The following is a 22,301-nucleotide window of genomic DNA, read 5'->3' on the forward strand; positions in this document are numbered from 1 at the left end:
AGGTCCCCGACCTAACAACGGAACAAGACCATGACCGACAAGATCTACAACGTGCTCTTCCTGTGCACGGCAATTCGCACGTTCTATTCTCGGCGAATCCATCCTGAATCATGAGGGGAAAGGTCGCTTTCGAGCCTACTCCGCGGGGAGCCATCCGAAGGGCGAGGTGAACCCCATGCGATCAAGGAGTTGGAAGCGCTCGGCTATCCGTTCTACCGGTTTCTCCTCGAAGAACTGGGATGTGTTCGCGGAGCCGGGCGCGCCGCAGATGGATTTCATCTTCACGGTCTGCGACAGCGCGGCTGGCGAAGCGTGTCAGTCTGGTTGGGGTAATCCGATGACAGCGCACTGGGGTGTCGAGGATCCGGCCGCGTCGTGGGAACGGATATCGAAGTCCAGAGAGCTTTCGCACAGGCCGCCGTTTTTCTGAAGAACCGCATTGGCGCCTTCCTAAGCTTCCGCTGTCTTCGATCGACAAGCTTGCGCTTGAACAGAAGCTAAAGCAGATCGGCCAGATGGAAGGGTCGACCAGCAGCCAGGAAAAGAGCGCCTGATGTCCGTATTTGAACGTATCTCACTGTCTGGGTTTTCCTCTGCATTCCTCGTCGGCATCGCGCTTGGCCATCTGATGCCGAGCGTTTCCAGACGATCGGCGCAGCCGAGATCGCCAAGGTGAACATTCCCGTCGCCGTGCTGATCTGGCTGATGGTCATCCCCATGCTTCTCAAGATCGACTTCGGCTCACTGTCGAAGGTCGTAGCTATTGGCGCGGCATCGGCGTGACGCTTGTTCATCAACTGGGCCGTCAAGCCGTTCTCGATGGCGCTGTTGGCTGGCTGTTCGTGGGCTGGCTGTTCCGGCATACCTGCCAGCGGACCAAATCGACTCCTACATTGCGGGCCTGATCATTCTCGCGGCGGCGCCCTGCACGGCTATGGTGTTCGTCTGGAGCAACCTGACGAAGGGCGAACCTCATTTCACCCTGTCCAGGTCGCACTCAACGACGCTATCATGATTGTCGCCTTCGCACCGATCGTGGGTCTGCTTCTGGGTCTGTCTGCGATCACAGTGCCGTGGGACACCCTCATGATCTCAGTGGCCCTCTACATCTGATTCCGGTCGCGATCTCCCAGGGTCTAAGGCGTGCCTGCTGGCGGCGGGAGCACGCCGGGTTGGACCGGCTGTTGTCAAGCTTCAGCCGCTGTCGCTTGTCGCATTACTGGCGACGCTGGTGTTGCTGTTTGGCTTCCAGGGCGAGCAGATCATTGCGCAGCCTACGATCATCGCATTCTGGCAGTGCCGATCCTGATCCAGGTCTATTTCAATTCCGGCCTCGCTTACATCCTCAATCGGATTTCAGGTGAGCAGCATTGTGTGGCTGGTCCCTCGGCACTTATCGGGGCCTCTAACTTCTTCGAACTAGCAGTCGCCGCCGCCATCAGCCTCTTCGGGTTTCAGTCGGGCGCGGCACTTGCCACAGTGGTCGGTGTGCTGATCGAGGTACCGGTGATGCTTTCCGTCGTCTGGATCGTGAACCGCTCGAAGGGCTGGTACGAGGCATCGCCCGCCGCTTTCCCGCAACACATCACCGAAAGGACCTGACTATGGACGCCACCATCTATCACAATCCGGCTGCGGGACGTCTCGCAACACGTTGGCACTGATCCGCGCAGCCGGGATCGAGCCTACTGTCATCGAATACCTTCAGAACCCGCCGTCGCGCGAGCAGCTCTTGAAGATGATTAGGGACGCCGGTCTGACTGTTCGTGACGCGATCCGCGAGAAGGGCACTCCTTATGCCGAACTCGTCTCGACAATCCGGACCTGACCGAAGACCAGTTGCTGGAGCGCGATGCTCGCGACCCGATCCTGATCAAATCGACCATTTGTCGTCACGGCGCTCGGCACCAAGCTGCCCGCCCGTCAGAGGTAGTACTCGACATCTGCCGACCGATGCTTCAAAGGTTCGTTCACCAAGAAGACGGCGAACAGGTTCTGGATCAGGAAGGAAAGCGTATTGTCTGATACCTTCCCCGCACTGCACGACCAGCTTCTTCAGCCCATCGAGCCGGAATCGCTCCGGCCGATGTTCTCGACACATAAGCCCAGGATCTTGATTTCTACGGTTCCCTGGCGGAGATTTCCTATAGCCGTCTGCTTGCCTTCGAAGTTCGTCGGCTTCTCGAACGGCTGGGATGCGAGGTTCGCGTGTTCGATCCGCCGGGTTGCCGCTTCCGGACGAATCTCCGGTGAGCCACCCAAGGTGCAGGAGCTCCGCGAACTGACCCAGTGGTCTGAAGGCCACATCTGGATCAGCCCGGAACGCCACGGTGCCATGACCGGGATAATGAAGTCCCAAATCGACTGGATCCCGCTCTCGGTCGGTTCCGTCCGGCCGACGCAAGGCAAGACGCTGGCGGTGATGGAAGTATCCGGTGGCAGTCAGTCCTTCAACGCCGTCAATCAATTACGCATTCTTGGCCGCTGGATGCGAATGATCACCATCCCCAACCAGTCGTCCGTCGCCAAGGCGTTTCAGGAATTCGATGCCGAAGGACGAATGAAGCCGTCGTCCTATTACGACCGCGTCGTGGACGTCTGCGAAGAGCTGGTGAAGTTCACTATCTCACCCGCGATGTTTCGTCCTATCTCACGATCGCTACAGCGAGCGGAAGGGAAGACGCAGCGAGCTGGAGAAGCGGGTTTCGCTGAAGTCGATCTAGTAATTCTGGACAGTTGCGGTGGCTGGTCGCCGACAGGATACTGCCACCGCAACGAATGCCGCTATGCTGACCGCGCCGAGACACGCGTTTCCAATGAGCGACAAGCTCAGGCCCAGGTTCTCCATGGCCGCCGCGAACGCGAAAGGTGCTCCGGCTCCGAGCGCCAGTCGAGCCGCGCGCCATCTTGCCTGTGATCGCTCCATATCCGTCCGATCCGAATTAGATAGAGCGGCAAACTCCCCTGCGCGATGCCTGTTGATTCCGGAAGCCAAGCCCCAGGCAGATGGCGAAGGCGACCGCACCCGGCAGCCAGTTCCCCGTCACCAGCAGGATCAGGACGCCGAAGACGATCAGCACGGCGGCAAGTACGGCAAGTCCCGGCGGCGACAGGTTCTTCCCGAAGACCATGTTGATCAGGCGGCTCAGAACCTGCGCAGGACCGAACAGTGAGCCGATAACGACGGCGGCTGCCCCCAACCCGATCGAGCCGAGCATCGGCACCATATGGGCAAGGATGGCTGCGAGCGTAAAGCCGAGGAGCGCGGAAGGCAAACGAGACGATGACCATGGCGCGGCGCCTTGCATGAGGTGCGATCGCGCCGATCACCGTTTCGCGTGTCCGGATGGTCGTTTCGCCAGCATTCTGTCCGAGACTCCGGATCCAGAAGTGCAGCGGCATGCAAAGGAAGAGGTTCAGCGCCGCAAAGACGAGATAGATTTCCCGCCACGAGAGATATCCCGTAAGTGCTGACGAGATCGGCCAGAAGATTGTCGAGGCTAATCCACCAATCAGCGTAAGATAGGTAATGCTGCGGGAAGCGCTGCGGGATCGCTTTCAACCAGAGCTGCGAATGCAGCCTGATACTGCACCATTCCCGATGACACCTCGAGCAGGATGATGGCGATGGCGAAGATTGGCGACTGAGGGCGACCAGGCGCAAAGGGCAAGTGTCAATGCCGCGAGCGCTGACCCTGCCGTCATGATCGTCGCGGCACCGATCCGGTCCATCTGCTTGCCGATATAGGTGGCCGAGAGACCGCCGATAAACAGGGACACGGAGAACACACCGAATACCTCTGCCAGCGATAAGCCGAGATCCTCCGCCATGCGGGGCGAGGATGCTGAAGCTGTAGTAGAGCGTGCCGTAACCGATGATCTGCGTCAGGCCGAGAGCCGAGACAATGCCTGCAGGGATTGTGGAACTACGCAACGACGTCATCCTTGCCGGCTGGGCTACAGCAGTCGCCGCCACGCTCGACACTCTCTCTGATCACCTGATGACCAGCGCAACAGTCCTCCATCAGGAATTTGACGAGATCGGCAAGCGCGTCGTAACTCGCGTTGTAGATGATTGAGCGGGACTCCCTTCGCTGGGAGATCAATCCTGACCGCTCCAGTTCCTTCAAATGGAAGGAGACGTTCGTCGCGGAGACGCCCATGCGTTCGGCGATCACACCTGCGGCCAATCCCTCCGGGCCCGCAATGACCAGAGCACGGACGATCGCAAGGCGGGTCTCCTGGGACAGCGCCGCGAATGACGAAAGAGCTTGACGTTCATACCATATTTCAACAATCCTTGAACTATTGGATAGAGGGATAACGCACATGAACGCGATCGACAAGACAATTTCGACAGACATCAGTCTCGCCCATCTCCTCGATGTCCTCGCCGTGGCTCCAGATGCGCCGCTGGTTTTCAGCTATGACGGCAATTCCGTCCGTGCGGGCTACCACGTCACCGAAGTCAAGGCGGGATGTTTTCGGCGCTCGATTGCGGCGCCAACCCGGAAGCCTGGGCAGAGATCTTCGTGCAGCTCTGGGATATCGACGAAGATGAACGGACGCATATGCCGGCCGGCAAGTTTGCGCGATCATCCGCAAAGTCTCTGACCATGTGCAGCTTGAGCCGACTGCAAAACTCACGTTCGAGATCAGCGACGGAGAGCGGCCGATGGCCCTCTACTGCGCGTCAGCACCGCGGCTCGTCGCCGGCACCTTCGAGGTGTCTCTTGTCGCTCGACCAGCAAGCTGCAAGCCACGGGATCGCTGGCTGGCGGAGGAGCAGGCCAAATCGTCCTGCTGCGGGCCAGCTAGCACGACGTCGAAGTGCTGCGCCTAGCCGCCCGGCTAGGATGCGCTCCGGGCGTCACTCCGGGAGCAACGAGCTTAAAGCGCTTGAAGGAATGCCATCAACTTGTCGGGCGGCCGGTAGCGAACACCTGTAGGGCTGACCGGCTGAAGCCGGCTGAGCGCGTTTTCCTTCATCGCAAGGTCAGCCTCCATGTAGATATGCGTCGTGCTGATGTCCTCGTGTCCGAGCCAAAGCGCGATCACGGTCAGGTCGACGCCGGACTGCAGCAGGTGCATCGCCGTGGTGTGCCGGAAGGTATGCGGCGATATCGCCTTTGCGCGGTTCGATGGAACACCTCCGCCGGCAGCGCCGACGGCGAGGTCGAGCGCTGCCTCACACTGGAGCGGGATAGGCGCGTCCCCGAACTGTTGGGAAAGATGTAGGCATCCGGTCCACAATCATGAAGATCCTGAATCCATCGCTTCAGCGTTCGTGCGGTCTCATTCCAGAGTGGCACGCTCCGGCGCTTGCGCCCCTTCCCATGCAGGTGCACGACCGTGCAGTCTCCAGAATGACACTACCAATCCGAAGGTCGATAGCCTCGGACACACGCGCGCCAGTATTATAGAGGAATGTAAACAGTGCCCGGTCGCGCCTGCCGGCCATGTTTTGGGATCGGGCGCGTTGATGATCGCCTCGACCTCGGCGCGCGCCAGGTAGCCGAGAACTGCCTTGTCATGCCGCTTCTGCGGGACGGCGAGGCTGCGCTCGATCACCGCCAGCGCAGTCAGATCCTCATGCGCGGCATATTTGAGGAAGACCCGGATTGCGGACAGCCGTGCATTTCGGCTTCTGACGCTATTGGCCGATCACGCTCGAGGTGATCCAGAAAGGCCAGGATCAGATCGGCATTGAGGTCGGGCAGGGTCAGGTTCGTCGGGGATTTCCCGATCCGCTTCTCAGCGAAGGCCAGCAGCAGTTTGAACGTGTCGCGATATGCCGCGACCGTGCATGGGCTCACCGCTCGTTGCTGGCGCAGATGATCAACGAAGAAGCGCTGCAGCAGGGTCGGAAAGGAAGGTGTGGTATCACTCATCAACGTCGCCTCCAACCATAGCTGCACCTTCGAAGCGATTGCCTGCAATTGCCATGAGCTCGGGCACGCCTCAATATACCAGTAGGTATCGAGCAGATTGGCATGGCCGACATACGTAGACAGCATCATCATTGCCGCATCGATCTCCGTTCCACTTTCCTGCCAGAGGATAAGCCGACGGCATATGAAGCTGTGCCGAAGGTCATGGATACGCACGAAGGGATGGCCACCGCGCGGCCGGATTCCCAATCTCTGGGTGATCCGGAACCAGGCGTGCCAGGCGTTCATGTAGCTCAGCTTCTTGCTGGACAGCTCGCTCATGAAGACAGGATCGGCCGGCTTCGATGGGAATAGCGCGTTTCGTCGATCGAGGAAGATCTCGAGCGCGGCAACAGCGGTTGGATGGAGGGAGACCAGTCGCTGGCGGCCATATTTCGCTTCCCGCACCACGATCTGCGCAGCTTCGAGATCCAGATCTCGGATCTGTAGGCCGAGCGCTTCCGATATGCGCAGCCCAGTCGAGGCCAGCAGGCCGATCAGGGCAGGCATCATGAGCGTCCCGGCAGCCTGAACGCGGCGAATGTGATGCGCTTCGGCGATGATGCCCACGATTTCCTCGTTCGCGAAGATATGTGGAGCAAGCCGACGCTTCGTCCGCCCAAAAGGATTGGTCGCCGGGAAGGTGGTTTCACGATCCTCTGCCGCGAGAAAGGCCGCGAATGGCCTCAACACCTCCAGTCGTTTTGCCCAGGTGAAGGGGTCGGCAATTGTCGCTTCGGCCTTCGCCCAGCGGAGCGCGATATCGGACGAGAGCGCCCCTTCGTGTCCTCTGTCGTCGGCATATCGTGCAAAGGAGGTGATCTGCCTTGCTGAAGTTTTCATCTTGAAGCCGAGGCTTCGCGATGTGCGAGGTAGGCCTCGGCACGAGATAGCATAGTGGCTGACCCGGTCATGCGCTCGCTCCCGGCCAAGGCAGGGCTACGGCCGCCAGCCTGTTTTGATCGACGCGGGCGTAGCCGCAGTTGTCACCACGCTCCTATGCCGCATGATGTCCGCAACCTGCTTCAGGGGCACGGCATCGTTGACCAGTCGACTGGCAATCGTATGGCGGAAGATATGGATACGGGTGCAATCCCAGCCCAATCGGTCGTAGACCGCATAGACTGCTCGCTGTACCGAGCGCGGAGTGATCGGCTCTCCAAGGGGCGCAACATGCCGGACGAAGACCTCCCTGTGTTGCGTGGCTTGCCTTTCATGCACGATATAGTCGGCGATAGCTTCGCCTGTAGCATATGGAAGCGGCATAGGATCGGACCGGCGCGACTTGGTCGAGCGCACCCGGATCATACCTTTTTCCCAATCGATATCGTCGAGTGTCAGGCTGGTTACCTCGATCGACCGCATCCCGAGGTCTGCTAGGCACCTGATAATGGCATGAACTCTCTTCCGGGTTCGGCCGATTTCTGCAGAGACTTCCAGCAATCGCTCCAGCTCCGCCGGGCTGAAGCCCGTTTGCAGTCTGGCCGGCGTTTTCACTGCGGGTGCTGGTATGGCCTTTACTAGCCGACGGACATCGTCGCCTAAGAGTGCTCGATATCGAAGATAGCACCTGATCGAGACAGAGTAGCTACGGATGGTTGCTGGTTTCCGTCCCTGCTCGCCGAGCACGAACTGACGAATGTGCGAGTGGTTGAGGTTGGCTATATCGACACGGCCATCTTTCACACAGCCGACCAGAAGCCTCAGAACAACATTGCGATGCTTGCGGCGTGAACCCGCAGACAAGCCCAAACTTCTTCGAGCATTTTATCGAACGCCAGGACTTCACGATCTATCGCCGCGAGGTTCATCGCGGGATCTCGCGAAGTGCCCTCATTTTGACGGCGAGGTTCAAAGCTCGACGCATAGCCTCCACCTCCGTACGCATTTTCCAAAAGCACGAGCAGGAGCAACCATTCGCGTGAGCCGTCAGGAAGCTTTCCATGTGTTCAGTGGTGAAGCTTTCCGTGGCGACACCACGCTCGAATAGCCAATAGCCAAAGTGAAGGACGACAGCGGTATATTGGCGCTTGCGCCTAACGTCCAAATTTCGGCGCTCGCATTGGTCATGGACCATTCGAGCGAGCGGCGAAAGAATATTGTCCGGGTCTTCGGTTCGAAGACGGAGGTGGAGTGTGGTCGGCAATCGCGTTCTCCTTTTTCGCTGAGTTGCGATTGCAGGTTGCCTTCATTCGGATGCCCTACGCTGGGGATTGAAGGCTCAAAGAGCTGATTATGTGCAGTTGGAAAGCGGGGGTGCCCTGTAAAGCGGCGCGATCGAGCCTGAGATGACCATAAGTCACAACGGCTCATATTCATGCACGATCTCCAGATCGTCTTCGTCATCGAGTTCGTCGCTCGGCAGAACGCCGAACTCGTCGCCGGACCTGAACAGCGTGACTGGAACCATCAGGGTGCGGGCGAGCTGGAAGGCGTGGGTCTGCGCAAGCGAAAGATCGGTGTTCATCTGAGGCTCCATCTTTCGAGCGGGCCATTCCCGCTCGATGGCTCCCGTCAGTGTCCGGAACCGGTCGCGATCACCGCGAAGGCTTAAGCCGAAGCGGCCGCAGCTTGCTAGCGGACCCCGTCAGTGGGTTGATCGACGGAGATCCGGGCTGGAATAGGAAGCCATCCATCAAGAGCGGGATTGGGACGCCTCAATGGACCAGCCTCCGACAAACAACGATCGTGCTGATGCGGATCTTGTTGTAGCCTCGATTACCTGATGCTACCTTCTTTTCGCTCCGGTCATCAGGTCACGGTCGATGCCTATGACTGCTGGAGGCGGATCACAGACGACGTGAAGCCGCGAACGCTGGACGTTCGCGATTGTGGGCCATAGGGAGCCGCCTCTTGAAAAGCCGACACGCAACCGATATATATTGAGCATAGTCGAGAGCGCTGATCCGTCGGTGCGTTGAACGATTGTTTCACTCGGCTTACCGAATTGGAGCGGACCGCATGCGGTCCGCTTTTTCGTTTCAGGGGGATTCGTTGCATCTACTATATCTCGACGAGTCTGGTCACTCGCATGATCCAAGCTCCGACTTCTTTGTCCTTGCAGGCTTTAGTATATTCGAGCGCCAAACGCATTGGCTGGAAGCCCAGATAGATCCTGTAGCGGCGCGCTTTAGCTCAACCAATCCTCGAGAAATCGAGTTCCATGGAAACCCAATGCGCTCGGGCAACGGTACCTGGAAAGGTGTGCCTCCAACGACAGAGTTCAAGCCGTCGTCGATATCTCGTCGCTACTGTCAGACAAGCAATTGCAGTTGAAGGTCTACGCCTGCGTCATCGAAAAGAAGCTCTTCTCTGCGAACGATATTCTGGCTCGGAGCTTCGAGGAGGTGGCTTCGTGTTTTGATGGCTATCTGAAGACGCTTTACAAGAAAAAGAACCCCCAGCGCGGCTTGGTCATCCTCGACAAAAGCAATTATGAGGAGAAAATCCAAACCTCTCTCATGTGTTCAAGCACGTCGGGCATGCCAGCGGCCAACTTCGCAACTTTGCCGAAGTCCCGCTTTTTCTGGATTCGAATGCATCGCGCCTGATTCAGATGGCGGATTTGATCGCCTACTGGATTTTCCGTCACTTTCAGTCAGGCGACCAGCGTGGCTTCGACCTCATAAGGCCGTACTTTGCCCGGTACGGCATCGGGCCAGTGTCAGGTCTGCGGTGTCATGTCTCGCCGGAGACAGAAGCGCGCCTCGCTTCACTTCCAGTTCCAGCTCACCCTTTTCCGAAAGCAACGCCGAAAGCTATGACCGCCGCATCCCAAGTCGCCACGCCTGAGGATTGAAGCGGTTTTGGCAGTGCATGCGCTCCCTCGACACGCTCGGTTTGAGCATTTTTCAGTGAAAATTCCGGCTCTTCACTTTCAGCGTATCGATATGAAGGTCCGGTGTGAATATGTCGCGCGGGACAACGGGTTTCGGCCGATCGCGTGAATCCGGCCCGCCGCCCCGTGGGCAAACTCATCGCCGCGACCAGCCGGCAACCTGAACTCCGTATCGCGATCGGCAAGTCCAACCAGATCGCCTGAGAGATCGAAGAGTTGCTGGGCGACGAGATGGACGACCTCCCCTTCCCGCTGAATCCGTCCGTTGATCGCCATCATCGAAGATCCCAGCACGATGCGCCTGCGTTTCTCGAACAGGGTGGGCCAGACAACGACGTTGGCCGGTCCGGTCTCGTCCTCGATGGTGATGAACATCACACCCTTGGCCGATCCCGGCTTCTGCCGCACCAGCACGAGTCCAGCGGTATAAACCCACCGCCCATCACGGGCATTCATCGCCTCGGCACAGGAAATGATATTGCGTGCCGACAGGTCCTTGCGCAGAAAGGCGACAGGATGCTGGCGCAAAGTGAGCCCGATGTGGCTGTAGTCCTCGATGACGTTATGGCCGTCCGTCATTTGCCGAAGCGCCACCTCTGGCTCCTGCTGCTCGGCAATCGCCGTCGCCTCGCGTTCGGCTGCGGCTGCAAACAACGGCAAGGGCTCGTCGCGCAGCGCCTTGATCGCCCAGAGCGCATCGCGTCGTTCGAGTTTCAGCGATGGCAGAAAGGCGTCGGCCTCTGCCAGTTGAACAAGCGCTTCGGTCGGCACGCTGGACCGGCGCCACATGTCATCGACTGAGGCGAACGGGTTGTTCATGCGCGCTGCAACGATACGTGCGGCGTCCGCGACAGCCAGCCCTTTCACCTGCCGAAACCCGAGGCGCACAGCATGACGATCGCCGCCTCCAATCCTTTCCAGCGTGCAGTCCCATCGCGAGCGGTTGACGCAGACCGGCCGCACCTCGACGCCATGCTTGATCGCGTCTCCGACGATCTGGGCCGGAGCATAAAATCCCATGGGCTGGCTGTTGAGAAGGGCTGCACAAAAGACGTCGGGATGATGGCACTTGATGTAGTTCGAAGCGTAGGCAATCAACGCAAAGGAGGCCGCGTGACTTTCCGGAAAGCCGTATGAGCCAAAGCCTTCCAACTGCGAAAAGGTCTTTTCGGCGAACTCGGACGAATATCCGTTCTTGACCATGCCTGACACCAGCTTGTCCTTGAAGCGCGAGACGCCGCCGGTGAACTTGAAGGTCGCCATGGATTTGCGCAGCTGGTCGGCCTCACCACCGGTAAAGCCGGCACAGACCATGGCGACGCGCATCGCTGACTCTTGAAACAGCGGCACGCCCAGCGTCTTGCCGAGCACCGCCTCCAACTCGGGTGTCGGATACTCGACGGGCTCCTTGCCTTCGCGACGACGGAGATAGGGATGCACCATGTCACCCTGGATTGGGCCCGGCCGCACGATGGCCACCTGCACGACGAGATCGTAGAACGTGCGCGGTTTTAACCGCGGCAGCATCGCCATCTGCGCACGGCTTTCGATCTGGAAGGTGCCGAGCGTGTCAGCCTTGCGGATCATTGCATAGGTCGCCGCATCCTCTTGGCTGATTTTCGAGAGATCAAGATCCTGCCCTTTGTGCTCGCGGATGAGATCAAAAGCCTTGGCCATGCAGGTGAGCATCCCGAGCGCCAAGACATCCACCTTCATGAACTTCAGTGCCTCAACGTCGTCCTTGTCCCATTCGATGATCTGCCGGTCTTTCATCGTCGCCGGTTCGATCGGCACGAGATCGTCTAGCCGGTCATGGGTGAGGACAAAGCCGCCGGGGTGCTGACCCAGATGCCGAGGCGCGCCCATCAACTGCTGCGCGAGTTTCAGGGTGAGCGCCAGACGCCGGTCATTGGGGTTGAGATTGAGTTCCCTGATGTTTCGGTCGGGAACTTCTTCCGACCAGGACCACATGCCCGATGACAGCGCCTTGATGACATCTTCAGGCAGGCCAAGCGCCTTACCGACATCGCGGATTGCGCCTTGGCCCGGTAGCGGGTGACGGTTGCGCAGAGTGCCGCCTTATCCTTGGTATAGGTCTTGTAGATCCACTGGATGACCTCCTCGCGCCGTTCATGCTCGAAGTCGACATCGATATCCGGCGGCTCGTCGCGTTCCTGACTGACGAAGCGCTCGAAGAGGAGATCATTGGTCGAGGGATCGATCGAGGTGATGCCAAGGATATAGCAGACAGCGCTGTTGGCCGCAGATCCCCTGCCCTGGCAGAGAATGCCCTGACTTCGGGCAAAACGGACGATCGAAAACACCGTCAGGAAGTAAGGCGCGTATTTCATGGTGCGGATGAGATCGAGCTCGTGCCGAACGGTCTTTAAAACATCCGGTGGCAGGCCTTCCGGATAACGATCGGGCGCACATTCCCAGACATAATGCTCGAGCGATCCTTGAGCATCCTTGCCCGGCACGATGGCTTCCTCCGGGTACTGGTAGGTCAGTTCCTCGAGCGAGAATTTGCAGCGACGCACGATTTCCAGGGTTCGCGCGAGTGCTTGCGCGTAGCGCGGAAACAGGCGTGCCATTTCCTCCGGTGGCTTGAGGTAGCGGTCGGCGTGGCGTTCGCGCTCAAAGCCGACATCGTCGATCGTGGTGTTGTGCCTGATACAGGTGACGATGTCCTGCAATTGCCGCCGGCCCGGCTCATGAAACAGCACATCATTGGTGACGACGGTTCTGACCTTGAACCGCGCCGCCATGTTGGAAATCTCATGCAGCCGCAACTGGTCGTTCGGTCGCCGACGCAAACAGAGAGAGACGTAAGCGCGATCACCAAACAGCTCAGCCATCTTGCGAAGCTGCGAGGCGCAGGTGGCATCCGGCAGATCAGGTACCAGAATGCCGATCATGCCCTCGGCGTAAGCGACGATATCGTCCCAATGCAGGATACAGTTGTTCTTGCCGCCACGCGATTTTCCCAGCGTGATGAGGCGCGTCAGGCGCGAATAGGCAGCGCGATCCATCGGATAGACCAGCACAGACATGCCATCCGCCAGATCGAGACGACAGCCAACGACCAGGCGCAACCCGGTGGCGCGCGACGCCTCAAGCGCCCGAACAATTCCGGCAAGCGAATTGCGATCGACGACGCCGATTGCGTCGATACCGAGCTGTTTCGCGGTCTCAAACAACTCCTGTGCAGAGGAGGCGCCGCGCAGAAAGGAAAAGTGGGTCGTGACCTGGAGCTCGGCGTAGCTCATGCGAAGATCCCGTGGCAGAACCAGCGATGGGACCCGGTCTCGGGATCCACTCCGTCGCCGGAGCGGAACACCCACAGGCGCTCGCCTGCCTCGTCCTCGATGACAAAGTAGTCCCGCACCGCGTCCATTTCGGCGTCGCGCTGCCACCACTCCCCGAAGATGCGTTCCGGGCCGTCGGCGCGTTTGACCTTACGGCGCTTGCCGCGCCAGACGATCGAGACCGGCGGGCGGTCCGGCATCAGCGCAATCGCCTCGATCAGTTCGGGCCGTGGCAAAAGCCGGACTGGACGGCGCCAATGGCTCACCCAGGCAACAGGGATCGGTTCAGCAACGGGACTGATCCGCCGGACGGAACGTTCCGGCACATCGGATGCAACCGGTGCGACGCGATAGACCCGCTGGCCGCGGTTTCCATAGATGTCGATCAGTGGCGTCACATCGGTGACGTCATCCTCGACCAGAGCAGAGACTTTCTGCGCCTCTTCCAATGGCTCGGCCAGAACCGCAACAAGGGTGAGCCTCTCGATCCCGAAACCCGGCTCGATCTTTTCCGTCCGGTCCCGAAACAGTTTCGTCAGCCAGGCTACGTCGCGGGCGGGCTTGGCTGTTCCGGCGCGGATTGCCTGTCTGGTGCCATCGACCTTCTCGACAATCAGGTCAGCCCGACGCACGCCGAGCCCCGCTTTTGGAGTTCATCGACCAATTGCACGACAAGGCGGCCGACATATTTGTTGATGGTCTCCGCTGCGCCAATCGGTTCAGCGAAGGCTTTCGAAACCTCGACCAGCTCAGGCGTGCGGATCGGCTCGATAGGCTCGGCGATGCGACAGAGCATCTGATCGAGACGGCGCCCAACCTCCGGTCCAAAGCGCAACGTCAGCGGCGCGCGCGGGGTATTGGCAAGCTCCCGATCGTCTGAAATCCGAGAATGCGGAGATCGCTGACAATCTTTGCCGGCAGACGCAGGAGCGATATCGGCAGCTTTTCAACGGCCCGCACTGTCTCACCCGGCGGAATGACGATCGTCTCGCGGTTGATGGCGCGGGCACAGGCATGGGATGCACCCCAGCTGTCCGCGACCGCCACGCGGGCAGTCAGCTTCCTGCCCAGAAACTGGTTGGCGATCTTTGTCACCATTGGCAGCTCGCCGCCCTGCAGGTGGTCGGCGCCTTCGGTGTCCATAACGATGCCGTCGATCCCGTCAATCGCGACGATCGGCGAATAGATGGTTAGTGCCCACAGTGTGATGCGTTCGAGAGCTACCCGATCGGCTTCGATATCGGCGTCGACCATCATCAGGCCATGAAACAGCGACTGCGCCTTTGCCGCCGGCATGCCGACATGCACGCCTGCCGCCCTGGCAGCCAGGTCGGCAGCCGAAACCCATCGCTTCGACCCGCTTCTTGCGATCACGGCAATTGGCTGTTCAGGCGAAATGGAGGGATCCGCCCGCCGAATACGATCCGTCGGCAGATCCGGAAGATAGATCGAGACGACCCTTGTCATCACACGCCCTCACGAGAAACTCAGCACACTCACCCGCTTTCACGCGCATCAATTCAAGAAACCATTGAGGCCTGCCCACCCCCGGTACCGGCAGCTCTTCCGATGGCATCACACTGACCCGCCATCTGGTTGTTGACGCCGTCGGCTGGCCAAAATCATTCGCCTCCGTCTGCCGCCGCCATCGCCGAACGCCGAGCGCCATGGTCCCGGTTCGCTCCGCGGCCAGTTGCAGGCGGCGGGAGCTGACCATCGGCAGGCGAACGAGCTCGCCGACGACAGCGCCGAGCCCACCGAAGGACAAGCCCTCCTCCATGTTGGCCAGCACGTCTTCCTCCTTGTCGGACTCGACGAAGATGACGCGGTCGGGATGGAGGCCGACCTGGGCAAGCGCCGGAAAGAACAGATCCGGTCTCGTCAGACACCAGATGACGGGGCCTTTGGTCCGGGCGGCAATGCCGGCGACAAAAAGCGCGGCTGCTGCACCATCGACCGTACCGGATCCTCCGCCTGCGAACTCATGCAGGGCTCCATAGGCAAGACCCCCGCCAGGCAAGACCGCATCAATCTCGGGCACACCGAAAGAGAGCGTTCCGGCCCGTTTCGCTGCTGTGCCCTCCATCGAGGCGATGCGGCCACGCAAATCACAGATCACATCCGACAACCCCTTCGGGCGCGCAGCGGTCATCGTTCACGGCTCCCTTCAAGGTGGTGTTCAAAGGATCGACATTATGCCGTACAGGCTATTTGTTCATTGTTTGTTCCGACGCTATAAAAGAGTCAAGCACCAGAAAGTTGAGCAACATTATCACAACATTAGCAAAACCGAAGATTCGAAAAGGATTCAAGGCTGTAGGGATAACAAGAATTTTTGCCGCACTCCACTCTTGTCGGGCTCCAGATCGCGATAGCGGGGATAGATGAGCGGCGTCACAATCTTCTTAAGGTTTCGTGCTGAACTCGCCTGCATGACGAAGCCACCGAGACAAAGCTCGATCGTAATACCGAAGCCCAGCTCTATTTAATGCCGCGTCGCTGCGGTTGATTGCATCAATGGCTGTCCGCAGCGTTCGACCTATACGGGAGCTTTTAAGCTTGAGGCCATATGAACATCGGACGTGTAGGCGGATGCATCAAGCCCCGCCGCATGCAGCCCGATGGCAAAGTTGACCTGCGAGATCAATTCCCTAAAATCCCGCTCAGATCTTCTTGGGGTGTTACGTTGCAAAAGCTCGAACTTGTTTTTGTTATTTGTGGTTTTGTGGCTTTGGGGACATGGCTTTATTCGGGCGAGTATCGAGCTTATGGCGCCCTCGCGACGATTTGCTTTCTGGGAATCGCTTCGGTCTATCTCCTCTTGACGTCAAAGGAGAGAGTTTACCGGTTGTTTGCATGTATATCACTGACCGTGATTTCCGCTGCAATCGGAATAGCTCTGTTGAGAATGTCGGGACTGACCGGCTAATGCGGTGGCATCAAGCGACCTAAACGGGCTGCGGAATAGCGCCTGCGCCTTGACATGCGGCGTTCCTCCACGGCGCTAGCCGCAGCGGGCAATCGCATCCGCAGCCGATGGAGACCAGAGGATAGGCGTTTGCCTGATCGCCGAGATCGAGTTCAGGGCAGGACGGGCGACGATAAACTCCGCCACGCTTCCTACAACGGCCTGCGGGAACGGTAGGACAATGCCGACGTTTATAAGCTCGACTAGATACGCAGGCGGAAGTCACCGGAAAAACTGCATTCGGTCGCAACGGAGGAATTGCTGCCATGTGCAACCTTTATCGGATGGAAGACAGGGACTGGGTCTCAAAGTGGGCCCAGGACGCCGAAAGCCTGATCAACCTCATGCCGGCCTATCAGATGAACCCCGACCAGATGGGGCCGATCATCCGAAACACGGCGGACGGCAAGAAGCAGCTGGTTCATGCACGATGGGGCCTGCCCTCGCCTATCTTCGTCCAAAAGAAAGCCGCCGAAGCAAGGGCGGATAAACTGAGGGCCAAGGGCAAGGCCGTCGATATGGATGAGCTCATCCGCATGGAACCGGATCGTGGCGTGACCAATGTGCGTAAGCTCAACCTGCCTCACTGGACGCGATGGTTCGGCGTCGAGCACAGGTGTCTCGTCCCGGTCACAAGCTTTGCCGAACCGGACCCGATGAGCAAACAGGAGGGTGGCAATGTGCCAAATGCCTGGTTTGCACGTGATGAGGCAAAATCGCTGATGTTCTTTGCGGGCATCCACGTTCCGCAATGGAAGAGCGTTCGCAAAGTCAAGGACGGGCTCACAACCGACGACCTATACGGTTTCCTGACGACCGATCCGAATGATCTCGTGAAGCCGATCCACGAGAAGGCAATGCCTGTTCTACTGCTGACGAAGGAAGAAACCGACGTCTGGATGCGGGCGCCTTGGGATGAGGCAAGGCACCTCGCCCGCCCACTACCAAACGACGCGCTGATCATCCTGTCGCGTGAACCTTATGGATCATCGATCATTTCGAAATCTGGCGAACCGGTGGAGCAAGGCAGCCTTTTATAACTGGCGGCCATCGCCAGATGGATGCCAATTGATGAGGAGACTAAACCCGCTGAACTGTTCGGAGAGAGGAGAAGGAAGATGCATATCCACCCTTACATTCTCGAGAATCATGGTGTCTATCCAAAGAGATTTCTGGAGGATGGTCAATTCTTCGGCATGCGGCAATCCATTCACGATAATCTCGACCAGCGGCTGGTCGCCGAAGTCGATCGGGAATCCGACCTGACTGCCTATTCCGGATACGTTGCCATGGAACTCTGGGCTGATGATGACGACATCCCGACGGGAGCGAAGATCGAGATATTGTTTAGCGAGCGGAAAGGCATCGCCGCCCTCCTCTACGACCATCCTAACATATCCGATGCTTTCATTGAGTGGGTTTTCTGCACCTCACCTGCCGATGCCTTGACCGAATGGAAGAGGAAGGTCCGCTGGCCGCTGATGGAAACATCGAGAGGACCAGTCGATATAATCGGAGGTGCACATCAGTGAGCGTTGAGAGCAGTAAGGCTGGCGAGGCCATTCATGCGAGAAGCACTGTTGCAAGCATGCTGGCTGCGAGCGCCGCAATAACCTCAATTGAGGATCGAATTTTTCGGAACAGACTATCACGGCGACGGTTAGGCAGGCGGATGGTCTTTCCCCCGTCCACTGCTCTTGCAGCCGGTCACGGTTGCACAGCTTGGAACCCTCCGCACTGGAGGGTTTCTTTTTGCTCACATCGCACGCAAATTATGCCTTCAAAAACCATTCAGACCGGCTGCGACAGCCTGCTGCCGGGCTACAACTCTCTACCCTTGAACTCTAATCGCTCGACTCATCCACCAGACGTGTTACACTCCTTCCATCGCCACCAACCGAATTCATAGGCGGTGGCAGCTGAGGGTTACTACGTGCTCCCGCCTATATCGTGTGGAGGACGGCTGCGTGCCCAAACCATCAAATTTTCACGAATGTCCGCTTCGACGCCTCCTTTTCCGCTGGGCCGCGCGCTTTACCGCTGACGAGCGAGTGCAGAGCCGGCTTGTTGAAAAAACGATTGGCGAGATCATCCGGGATTTTCCAGCCGCCGATCACGACTCCAGGATTGATGTAGAGCTTCTCGCGACTTTGCGGCGTGTCGCTCTCCAGGAATTCAGTGCTCGTCCTGGCGCAGGCGTTGAGCGTCGTTCCGGGAACGATCAACCGTCGAGCGACGGTCAGTGAAGAGTGGTTGACGTTCCGGGCGGACCGAAAAGTGCATCGGCTATTTCCCGAAGCTCCGCGCTATCGCCACTCACAGAGTAACCGCGGTCGTTCGATTTGGCCCGGTTCGCGAAAACGAATGGCACATTGGCGCTCTCCAGTGCAATCGAAACATTCAGCAACGTCTGATCGTCGATCTCCACGTCAACGATTGCGGCGTCAACATCCCACTCCAGTAACGCATCGAGCAGGCGTCGTGTCGATCGAACCGATCCCAGAACGGTGGCCCCTGCTGCCCGCAGCCGCTGACGGCACGCAAATGTCAGCATGAGGCGCTGCTCTACGATGATCAGCTTTTTCCCACGAAACGCTCGCAACATAGAGATATCCTCTGTTTGCGCAATGAACCACCTGCGAGCGGAAGACGCGGTCGGTTCTCGTGTTATCCACGGCTTGCAGCTCGGCAATTCGCGACTGCTGTCATGGCATTCATGCCAAACCGCGCATAGCGATGAGGGTTCCCGCTGAGACGATACCTTTTCAAAGGGTCCGATGGAACCATGTTCTTTGAAGGCGGTTGAAAAATCTGCGAGACAAAACAGGTAGCTAAGACATGCAGCGGTATTACTTCCACGTTCGGGACGCTGACGGCCTTTCCGAAGACACTGAGGGAACCATGCTGGCAAGTGACGAGCGCGCGTACATCGAGGCCGCGCAGGCTGCAAGGGAAATGCTGGCGGAAAAAATCCTCAAGGATGAAATCGTGGATGGTGCAGAGTTTGAGGTTGTCAGGGGCGACGGCGTGCTCGTCGCAAAAATCCCCCTGAAATCTGTCGTCCGGTTTGAATGAACCTTCCTGCCTGGCGATGACGAGACAACACCCACTTCGACTTGGTCGTCCGCTTGAACTGCCATTCCGCCTTGGTGGCCTCTGTATGGAACCAAAGCATAACCCGTTGCCTTTTCACCGTTGAGTTCGCGGGCTGTGTGCACCGGACGCAACGGGGTGATGAATGCGAACCCGTTTCTCATCCCGCACAACGAAAAGGCGATTACGCGTCCACCTGTCCGGCCCGTGCCTCATCCCGTATTCCTTCGAAGCGGGAGGTGGATTTTTTCGGGGATACCCATGGCCAACGACAAGCTTTCGACCTACAGGCAGAAACGCGATTTTCAGAAGACGCAGGAGCCAAGCGGAAAAACGAAGCTGAAAGCTTCAAACCGCAGGCGCTTTGTCATCCAGAAACATGACGCCACGCGGCTCCATTATGACCTGCGCCTCGAACTCGACGGCGTCTTCAAGTCCTGGGCTGTGACCAAGGGACCGTCTCTCGATCCCCAGGACAAGCGCCTGGCCGTGGAGGTGGAAGACCACCCGTTGGACTATGGTGACTTCGAAGGCACGATTCCCAAAGGCCAGTATGGCGGCGGCACGGTCATGCTCTGGACCGCGGCTACTGGGAGCCGGAAGGTAACAGGACGCCCGAGCAGGCTCTCGCCAAGGGCGACTTCAAGTTTACCCTTGAAGGGGAGCGGCTGCGTGGCAGCTTCGTACTGGTGCGGATGCGCAACGACCGTGACGGGGGCAAACGGACGAACTGGCTGCTGATCAAGCATCGCGACGACTTCTCGGTCGATGAAAACGGCGCCGCCATCCTTGACGAAAACAACACGTCGGTTGCCTCGGGCAGAACCATGGCCGCCATCGCTGCCGGTAAAGGAAACAAACCAAAACCGTTCATGGTGCAGAGCGGCGATGTGCAGGCCGACGCCGTCTGGGACAGCAATCATGGACTGGCGGCAGACAAACGTGCGGCGGATACAAAGAAAAAGCGCCCGGCATCGCGGAAAGCAGCGAAGTCCGCGATGCCCGACTTCATACCTCCGCAGCTTTGCGAAACGCTCGAACGCCCACCGTCGGCCGATGGCTGGATCCACGAGATCAAATTCGACGGATACCGTATTCAGGCGCGCATTGAAAACGGCGAAGTAACGCTGAAGACGCGCAAGGGGCTGGACTGGACGGCCAAGTATCCGGCGATTGCGACATCGGCCGCAAGCTTGCCTGATGCCATCATCGACGGTGAGATCTGTGCACTCGATGAAAACGGTGCCCCGGACTTCGCCGCACTTCAGGCGGCGCTGTCAGAAGGTAAAACGGATGCGCTCGTCTATTTTGCTTTCGACCTGCTGTTCGAGGGAGTGAGGATCTGAGGCAACTACCGCTTACGGAACGCAAGAAAAGGCTCGAAGCGCTGCTGAGTAAGGCGGGGGAAGATCCGCGCCTGCGGTTCGTCGAACACTTTGAGACCGGCGGCGATGCAGTATTGAAATCGGCGTGCAAGCTCTCGCTGGAGGGCATTGTCTCGAAGCAGGCGGATGCCCCCTATCAGTCGGGGCGTACCGATACCTGGGCGAAATCCAAATGCCGCGCCGGACATGAGGTTGTCATTGGCGCTTACGCCAAAACCAACGGCAAGTTTCGTTCACTTCTTGTCGGCGTCTTCAGGGACAATCACTTCGTCTATGTCGGGCGGGTCGGGACCGCCTATGGTGCCAAAACGGTGGATACAATCCTGCCGAAGCTCCGGGAACTGGAAACCTCAAAATCGCCCTTTACCGGGATAGGCGCTCCGAAAAAAGAACCCAACATCGTCTGGGTCAAGCCCGAACTGGTGGCCGAGATCCAGTTCGCCGGCTGGACCGCGGACGGACTGGTCCGTCAGGCAGCCTTCAAGGGTTTGCGCGAAGACAAGCCGGCGAAGGAGGTCGAGGCCGAAACGCCGGCATCGCCAGGGAAAACTGAAACGCCAACGCCGGCCCGGCCAAAGCCGTCGCGACCGGCACGCGGCAAGAACACCAAGGCAGAAGTTATGGGCGTGATGATCTCCAGCCCTGACAAGCCGCTCTGGCCCGATGCAAATGACGGTGAGCCGGTCACCAAGGAGGATCTCGCGCACTATCATGAGGCCGTTGGTCCATGGCTGATCGACCATATCAAGGGACGGCCATGCTCCATCATCCGGACGCCTGACGGCATCGGTGGTGAGCAGTTCTTCCAGAGACACGCGATGCCGGGAACGTCGAACCTGCTCGAACTGGTCAAGGTGTTCGGCGACAAGAAACCCTATCTGCAGATTGATCGCGTTGAGGGCCTTGCCGCCATCGCCCAGATCGGCGGCGTCGAACTGCATCCCTGGAATTGCGAGCCCAACGAACCGGAGGTGCCCGGTCGTCTTGTCTTCGACCTCGATCCAGGTCCGGACTTACCCTTCTCCACCGTGGTCGAAGCCGCCCGGGAAATGCGCGACCGGCTGGAGGAACTTGGCCTCGTCAGCTTCTGCAAGACCACCGGCGGCAAGGGCCTTCACGTCGTCACCCCGCTTGCGGTACCGAAGGGAAAGAAGCTGAGCTGGCCGGAGGCGAAAGGCTTCGCACACGATGTCTGCCTGCAGATGGCACGTGACAACCCTGACCTTTACCTGATCAAGATGGCGAAGAACCAGCGCAACGGTCGGATCTTCCTCGACTACCTGCGCAATGACCGAATGGCGACTGCTGTCGCGCCGCTGTCACCGCGCGCCCGGCCAGGCGCACCAGTTTCGATGCCACTGACCTGGAAGCAGGTAAAAGCGGATCTCGATCCGAAACGCTTCACCATTCGCACCGTACCGGCGCTTTTGTCGAAGACAACCGCCTGGGAGGATTACTGCGACGGGCAGCGTTCGCTGGAGCAGGCCATCAAGCGGCTGACGAAATCGATGAAACAGGCCGCCTGAGAGCGGCCTGGATCAAGACCCGTAGCTCAGGTCAAGGTCGCTCAGCGCAGCCTGAACCTCATCGATTGAGGACAGGGCCCGGTGTTCCAGGCATCTGGCGGTACGCCGGCCTTGAGTCGGTCGTGTAGAGGTCCGAAGCCCAAGCGGCCAATATCGTCCGTTTTTCGTCGACCTTGAGCGAGGTTGCGTCCACCACATCGATCGGCCGCGCAATTTCCATACCCTTGAGCGGCAAGCTGCGGATTCTCATGCA

At 58.9% G+C, this 22,301-nt stretch carries 17 protein-coding genes and 10 pseudogenes; 13 read left to right on the top strand and 14 right to left on the bottom strand.

The window, feature by feature from the left end:
* The first annotated feature begins 103 nt into the window (after nucleotides 1-103).
* The 4 genes and pseudogenes from G3A56_RS29615 (at nucleotide 104) to arsH (ending at nucleotide 2,723) form a co-directional block, all read left to right on the top strand.
* Nucleotides 104-430: a low molecular weight phosphatase family protein gene (locus G3A56_RS29615; protein WP_425503366.1), complete on the top strand. Its 327-nt coding sequence runs from the start codon at nucleotides 104-106 to the stop codon at nucleotides 428-430.
* 123 nt (nucleotides 431-553) lie between these two features.
* Nucleotides 554-1,602 (top strand): annotated as a pseudogene (gene arsB / locus G3A56_RS16150) (ACR3 family arsenite efflux transporter).
* A 2-nt stretch (nucleotides 1,603-1,604) separates the two neighbouring features.
* Nucleotides 1,605-2,025: pseudogene (arsC, locus tag G3A56_RS16155) on the top strand (arsenate reductase (glutaredoxin)).
* Between the two features lie 61 nt (nucleotides 2,026-2,086).
* Nucleotides 2,087-2,723: pseudogene (arsH, locus tag G3A56_RS16160) on the top strand (arsenical resistance protein ArsH).
* Here arsH and arsK read toward each other — a convergent pair.
* Nucleotides 2,720-3,943: pseudogene (gene arsK / locus G3A56_RS16165) on the bottom strand (arsenite efflux MFS transporter ArsK). The pseudogenes arsH and arsK sit on opposite strands and share 4 nt — an antisense overlap.
* The gene (locus G3A56_RS16170) at nucleotides 3,927-4,331 is read right to left on the bottom strand and encodes an ArsR/SmtB family transcription factor (RefSeq protein ID WP_164056728.1); all 405 of its coding nucleotides are present in this window, start codon (nucleotides 4,329-4,331) and stop codon (nucleotides 3,927-3,929) included. The pseudogene arsK and the gene G3A56_RS16170 overlap by 17 nt, the downstream one beginning before the upstream one ends.
* On the opposite strand from G3A56_RS16170, the pseudogene G3A56_RS28930 reads away from it, so the two are divergent.
* Nucleotides 4,330-4,843, top strand: a pseudogene (locus G3A56_RS28930) (DUF6428 family protein). The gene G3A56_RS16170 and the pseudogene G3A56_RS28930 sit on opposite strands and share 2 nt — an antisense overlap.
* Nucleotides 4,844-4,890: 47 nt before the next feature.
* Here G3A56_RS28930 and G3A56_RS16175 read toward each other — a convergent pair.
* The 5 genes and pseudogenes from G3A56_RS16175 to G3A56_RS28445 form a co-directional block, all read right to left on the bottom strand.
* Nucleotides 4,891-5,891, bottom strand: a pseudogene (locus G3A56_RS16175) (tyrosine-type recombinase/integrase).
* A gap of 81 nt (nucleotides 5,892-5,972) precedes the next feature.
* Nucleotides 5,973-6,773: pseudogene (locus G3A56_RS29470) on the bottom strand (tyrosine-type recombinase/integrase); the annotation flags it as partial.
* A gap of 96 nt (nucleotides 6,774-6,869) precedes the next feature.
* A complete protein-coding gene (locus G3A56_RS16185) occupies nucleotides 6,870-7,676 on the bottom strand; it encodes a tyrosine-type recombinase/integrase (RefSeq protein WP_164056692.1) in 807 nt (268 codons plus the stop codon).
* A gap of 183 nt (nucleotides 7,677-7,859) precedes the next feature.
* Nucleotides 7,860-8,249 carry a hypothetical protein gene (locus G3A56_RS16190; RefSeq protein WP_164056694.1) on the bottom strand — a complete coding sequence of 130 codons (390 nt, stop codon included), beginning with the start codon at nucleotides 8,247-8,249 and terminating at the stop codon, nucleotides 7,860-7,862.
* Nucleotides 8,230-8,397 carry a hypothetical protein gene (locus G3A56_RS28445; RefSeq protein WP_052821201.1) on the bottom strand — a complete coding sequence of 56 codons (168 nt, stop codon included), beginning with the start codon at nucleotides 8,395-8,397 and terminating at the stop codon, nucleotides 8,230-8,232. Before G3A56_RS28445 ends, G3A56_RS16190 begins: the two co-directional genes overlap by 20 nt.
* Nucleotides 8,398-8,891: 494 nt before the next feature.
* Here G3A56_RS28445 and G3A56_RS29620 point away from each other — a divergent pair, with 494 nt between their 5' ends.
* Genes G3A56_RS29620 through G3A56_RS16200 form a run of 3 tightly spaced genes read left to right on the top strand, consistent with a single transcriptional unit; the run spans nucleotide 8,892 to nucleotide 9,729 of the window.
* Nucleotides 8,892-9,206, top strand: coding sequence for a DUF3800 domain-containing protein (locus G3A56_RS29620; RefSeq protein WP_164056696.1), 315 nt, complete (start codon nucleotides 8,892-8,894; stop codon nucleotides 9,204-9,206).
* On the top strand, nucleotides 9,203-9,481 hold the full coding sequence (locus G3A56_RS28940; RefSeq protein ID WP_246231373.1) for a hypothetical protein: 279 nt from the start codon (nucleotides 9,203-9,205) through the stop codon (nucleotides 9,479-9,481). The genes G3A56_RS29620 and G3A56_RS28940 overlap by 4 nt, the downstream gene beginning before the upstream one ends.
* Nucleotides 9,394-9,729 (top strand): DUF3800 domain-containing protein, encoded by a 336-nt coding sequence (locus G3A56_RS16200; protein WP_246231358.1) that lies wholly within the window; start codon nucleotides 9,394-9,396, stop codon nucleotides 9,727-9,729. The genes G3A56_RS28940 and G3A56_RS16200 overlap by 88 nt, the downstream gene beginning before the upstream one ends.
* A gap of 78 nt (nucleotides 9,730-9,807) precedes the next feature.
* Here the strand turns inward: G3A56_RS16200 and G3A56_RS29625 are convergent, their stop codons facing one another.
* From G3A56_RS29625 to G3A56_RS16215, 4 genes and pseudogenes are all read right to left on the bottom strand, one after another.
* A complete protein-coding gene (locus tag G3A56_RS29625; protein ID WP_425503367.1) occupies nucleotides 9,808-10,347 on the bottom strand; it encodes an OB-fold nucleic acid binding domain-containing protein in 540 nt (179 codons plus the stop codon).
* A gap of 137 nt (nucleotides 10,348-10,484) precedes the next feature.
* Nucleotides 10,485-13,037 (bottom strand): annotated as a pseudogene (locus tag G3A56_RS16205) (helix-hairpin-helix domain-containing protein); the annotation flags it as partial.
* Nucleotides 13,034-14,543: pseudogene (locus tag G3A56_RS16210) on the bottom strand (Y-family DNA polymerase). The pseudogenes G3A56_RS16205 and G3A56_RS16210, both read right to left, overlap by 4 nt.
* Nucleotides 14,464-15,228 (bottom strand): ImuA family protein, encoded by a 765-nt coding sequence (locus tag G3A56_RS16215; RefSeq protein ID WP_052821204.1) that lies wholly within the window; start codon nucleotides 15,226-15,228, stop codon nucleotides 14,464-14,466. The pseudogene G3A56_RS16210 and the gene G3A56_RS16215 overlap by 80 nt, the downstream one beginning before the upstream one ends.
* A 417-nt stretch (nucleotides 15,229-15,645) precedes the next feature.
* On the opposite strand from G3A56_RS16215, the gene G3A56_RS16220 reads away from it, so the two are divergent.
* The 3 genes from G3A56_RS16220 (at nucleotide 15,646) to G3A56_RS16230 (ending at nucleotide 17,576) form a co-directional block, all read left to right on the top strand.
* The gene (locus tag G3A56_RS16220) at nucleotides 15,646-16,005 is read left to right on the top strand and encodes a hypothetical protein (RefSeq protein ID WP_052821205.1); all 360 of its coding nucleotides are present in this window, start codon (nucleotides 15,646-15,648) and stop codon (nucleotides 16,003-16,005) included.
* A gap of 305 nt (nucleotides 16,006-16,310) precedes the next feature.
* The gene (locus tag G3A56_RS16225) at nucleotides 16,311-17,084 is read left to right on the top strand and encodes an SOS response-associated peptidase family protein (protein ID WP_052821206.1); all 774 of its coding nucleotides are present in this window, start codon (nucleotides 16,311-16,313) and stop codon (nucleotides 17,082-17,084) included.
* 78 nt (nucleotides 17,085-17,162) lie between these two features.
* The gene (locus G3A56_RS16230) at nucleotides 17,163-17,576 is read left to right on the top strand and encodes a hypothetical protein (RefSeq protein ID WP_052821207.1); all 414 of its coding nucleotides are present in this window, start codon (nucleotides 17,163-17,165) and stop codon (nucleotides 17,574-17,576) included.
* 447 nt (nucleotides 17,577-18,023) lie between these two features.
* Here the strand turns inward: G3A56_RS16230 and G3A56_RS16235 are convergent, their stop codons facing one another.
* Nucleotides 18,024-18,269: a hypothetical protein gene (locus G3A56_RS16235; protein ID WP_052821208.1), complete on the bottom strand. Its 246-nt coding sequence runs from the start codon at nucleotides 18,267-18,269 to the stop codon at nucleotides 18,024-18,026.
* Between the two features lie 14 nt (nucleotides 18,270-18,283).
* Nucleotides 18,284-18,598: a response regulator gene (locus tag G3A56_RS16240; RefSeq protein ID WP_052821212.1), complete on the bottom strand. Its 315-nt coding sequence runs from the start codon at nucleotides 18,596-18,598 to the stop codon at nucleotides 18,284-18,286.
* A 284-nt stretch (nucleotides 18,599-18,882) separates the two neighbouring features.
* Here G3A56_RS16240 and G3A56_RS16245 point away from each other — a divergent pair, with 284 nt between their 5' ends.
* Both G3A56_RS16245 and ligD read left to right on the top strand, forming a co-directional pair.
* A complete protein-coding gene (locus G3A56_RS16245) occupies nucleotides 18,883-19,119 on the top strand; it encodes a DUF6894 family protein (RefSeq protein ID WP_035208414.1) in 237 nt (78 codons plus the stop codon).
* Between the two features lie 279 nt (nucleotides 19,120-19,398).
* Nucleotides 19,399-22,048 (top strand): annotated as a pseudogene (ligD, locus tag G3A56_RS16250) (DNA ligase D).
* Nucleotides 22,049-22,106: 58 nt separating this feature from the next.
* On the opposite strand, the gene G3A56_RS16255 reads toward ligD, so the two are convergent.
* Nucleotides 22,107-22,298, bottom strand: coding sequence for a hypothetical protein (locus G3A56_RS16255; RefSeq protein WP_409514867.1), 192 nt, complete (start codon nucleotides 22,296-22,298; stop codon nucleotides 22,107-22,109).
* Nucleotides 22,299-22,301 lie beyond the last annotated feature (3 nt).

It is taken from the genome of Rhizobium oryzihabitans (genome assembly GCF_010669145.1).
GTDB classification, from domain to species: domain Bacteria; phylum Pseudomonadota; class Alphaproteobacteria; order Rhizobiales; family Rhizobiaceae; genus Agrobacterium; species Agrobacterium oryzihabitans.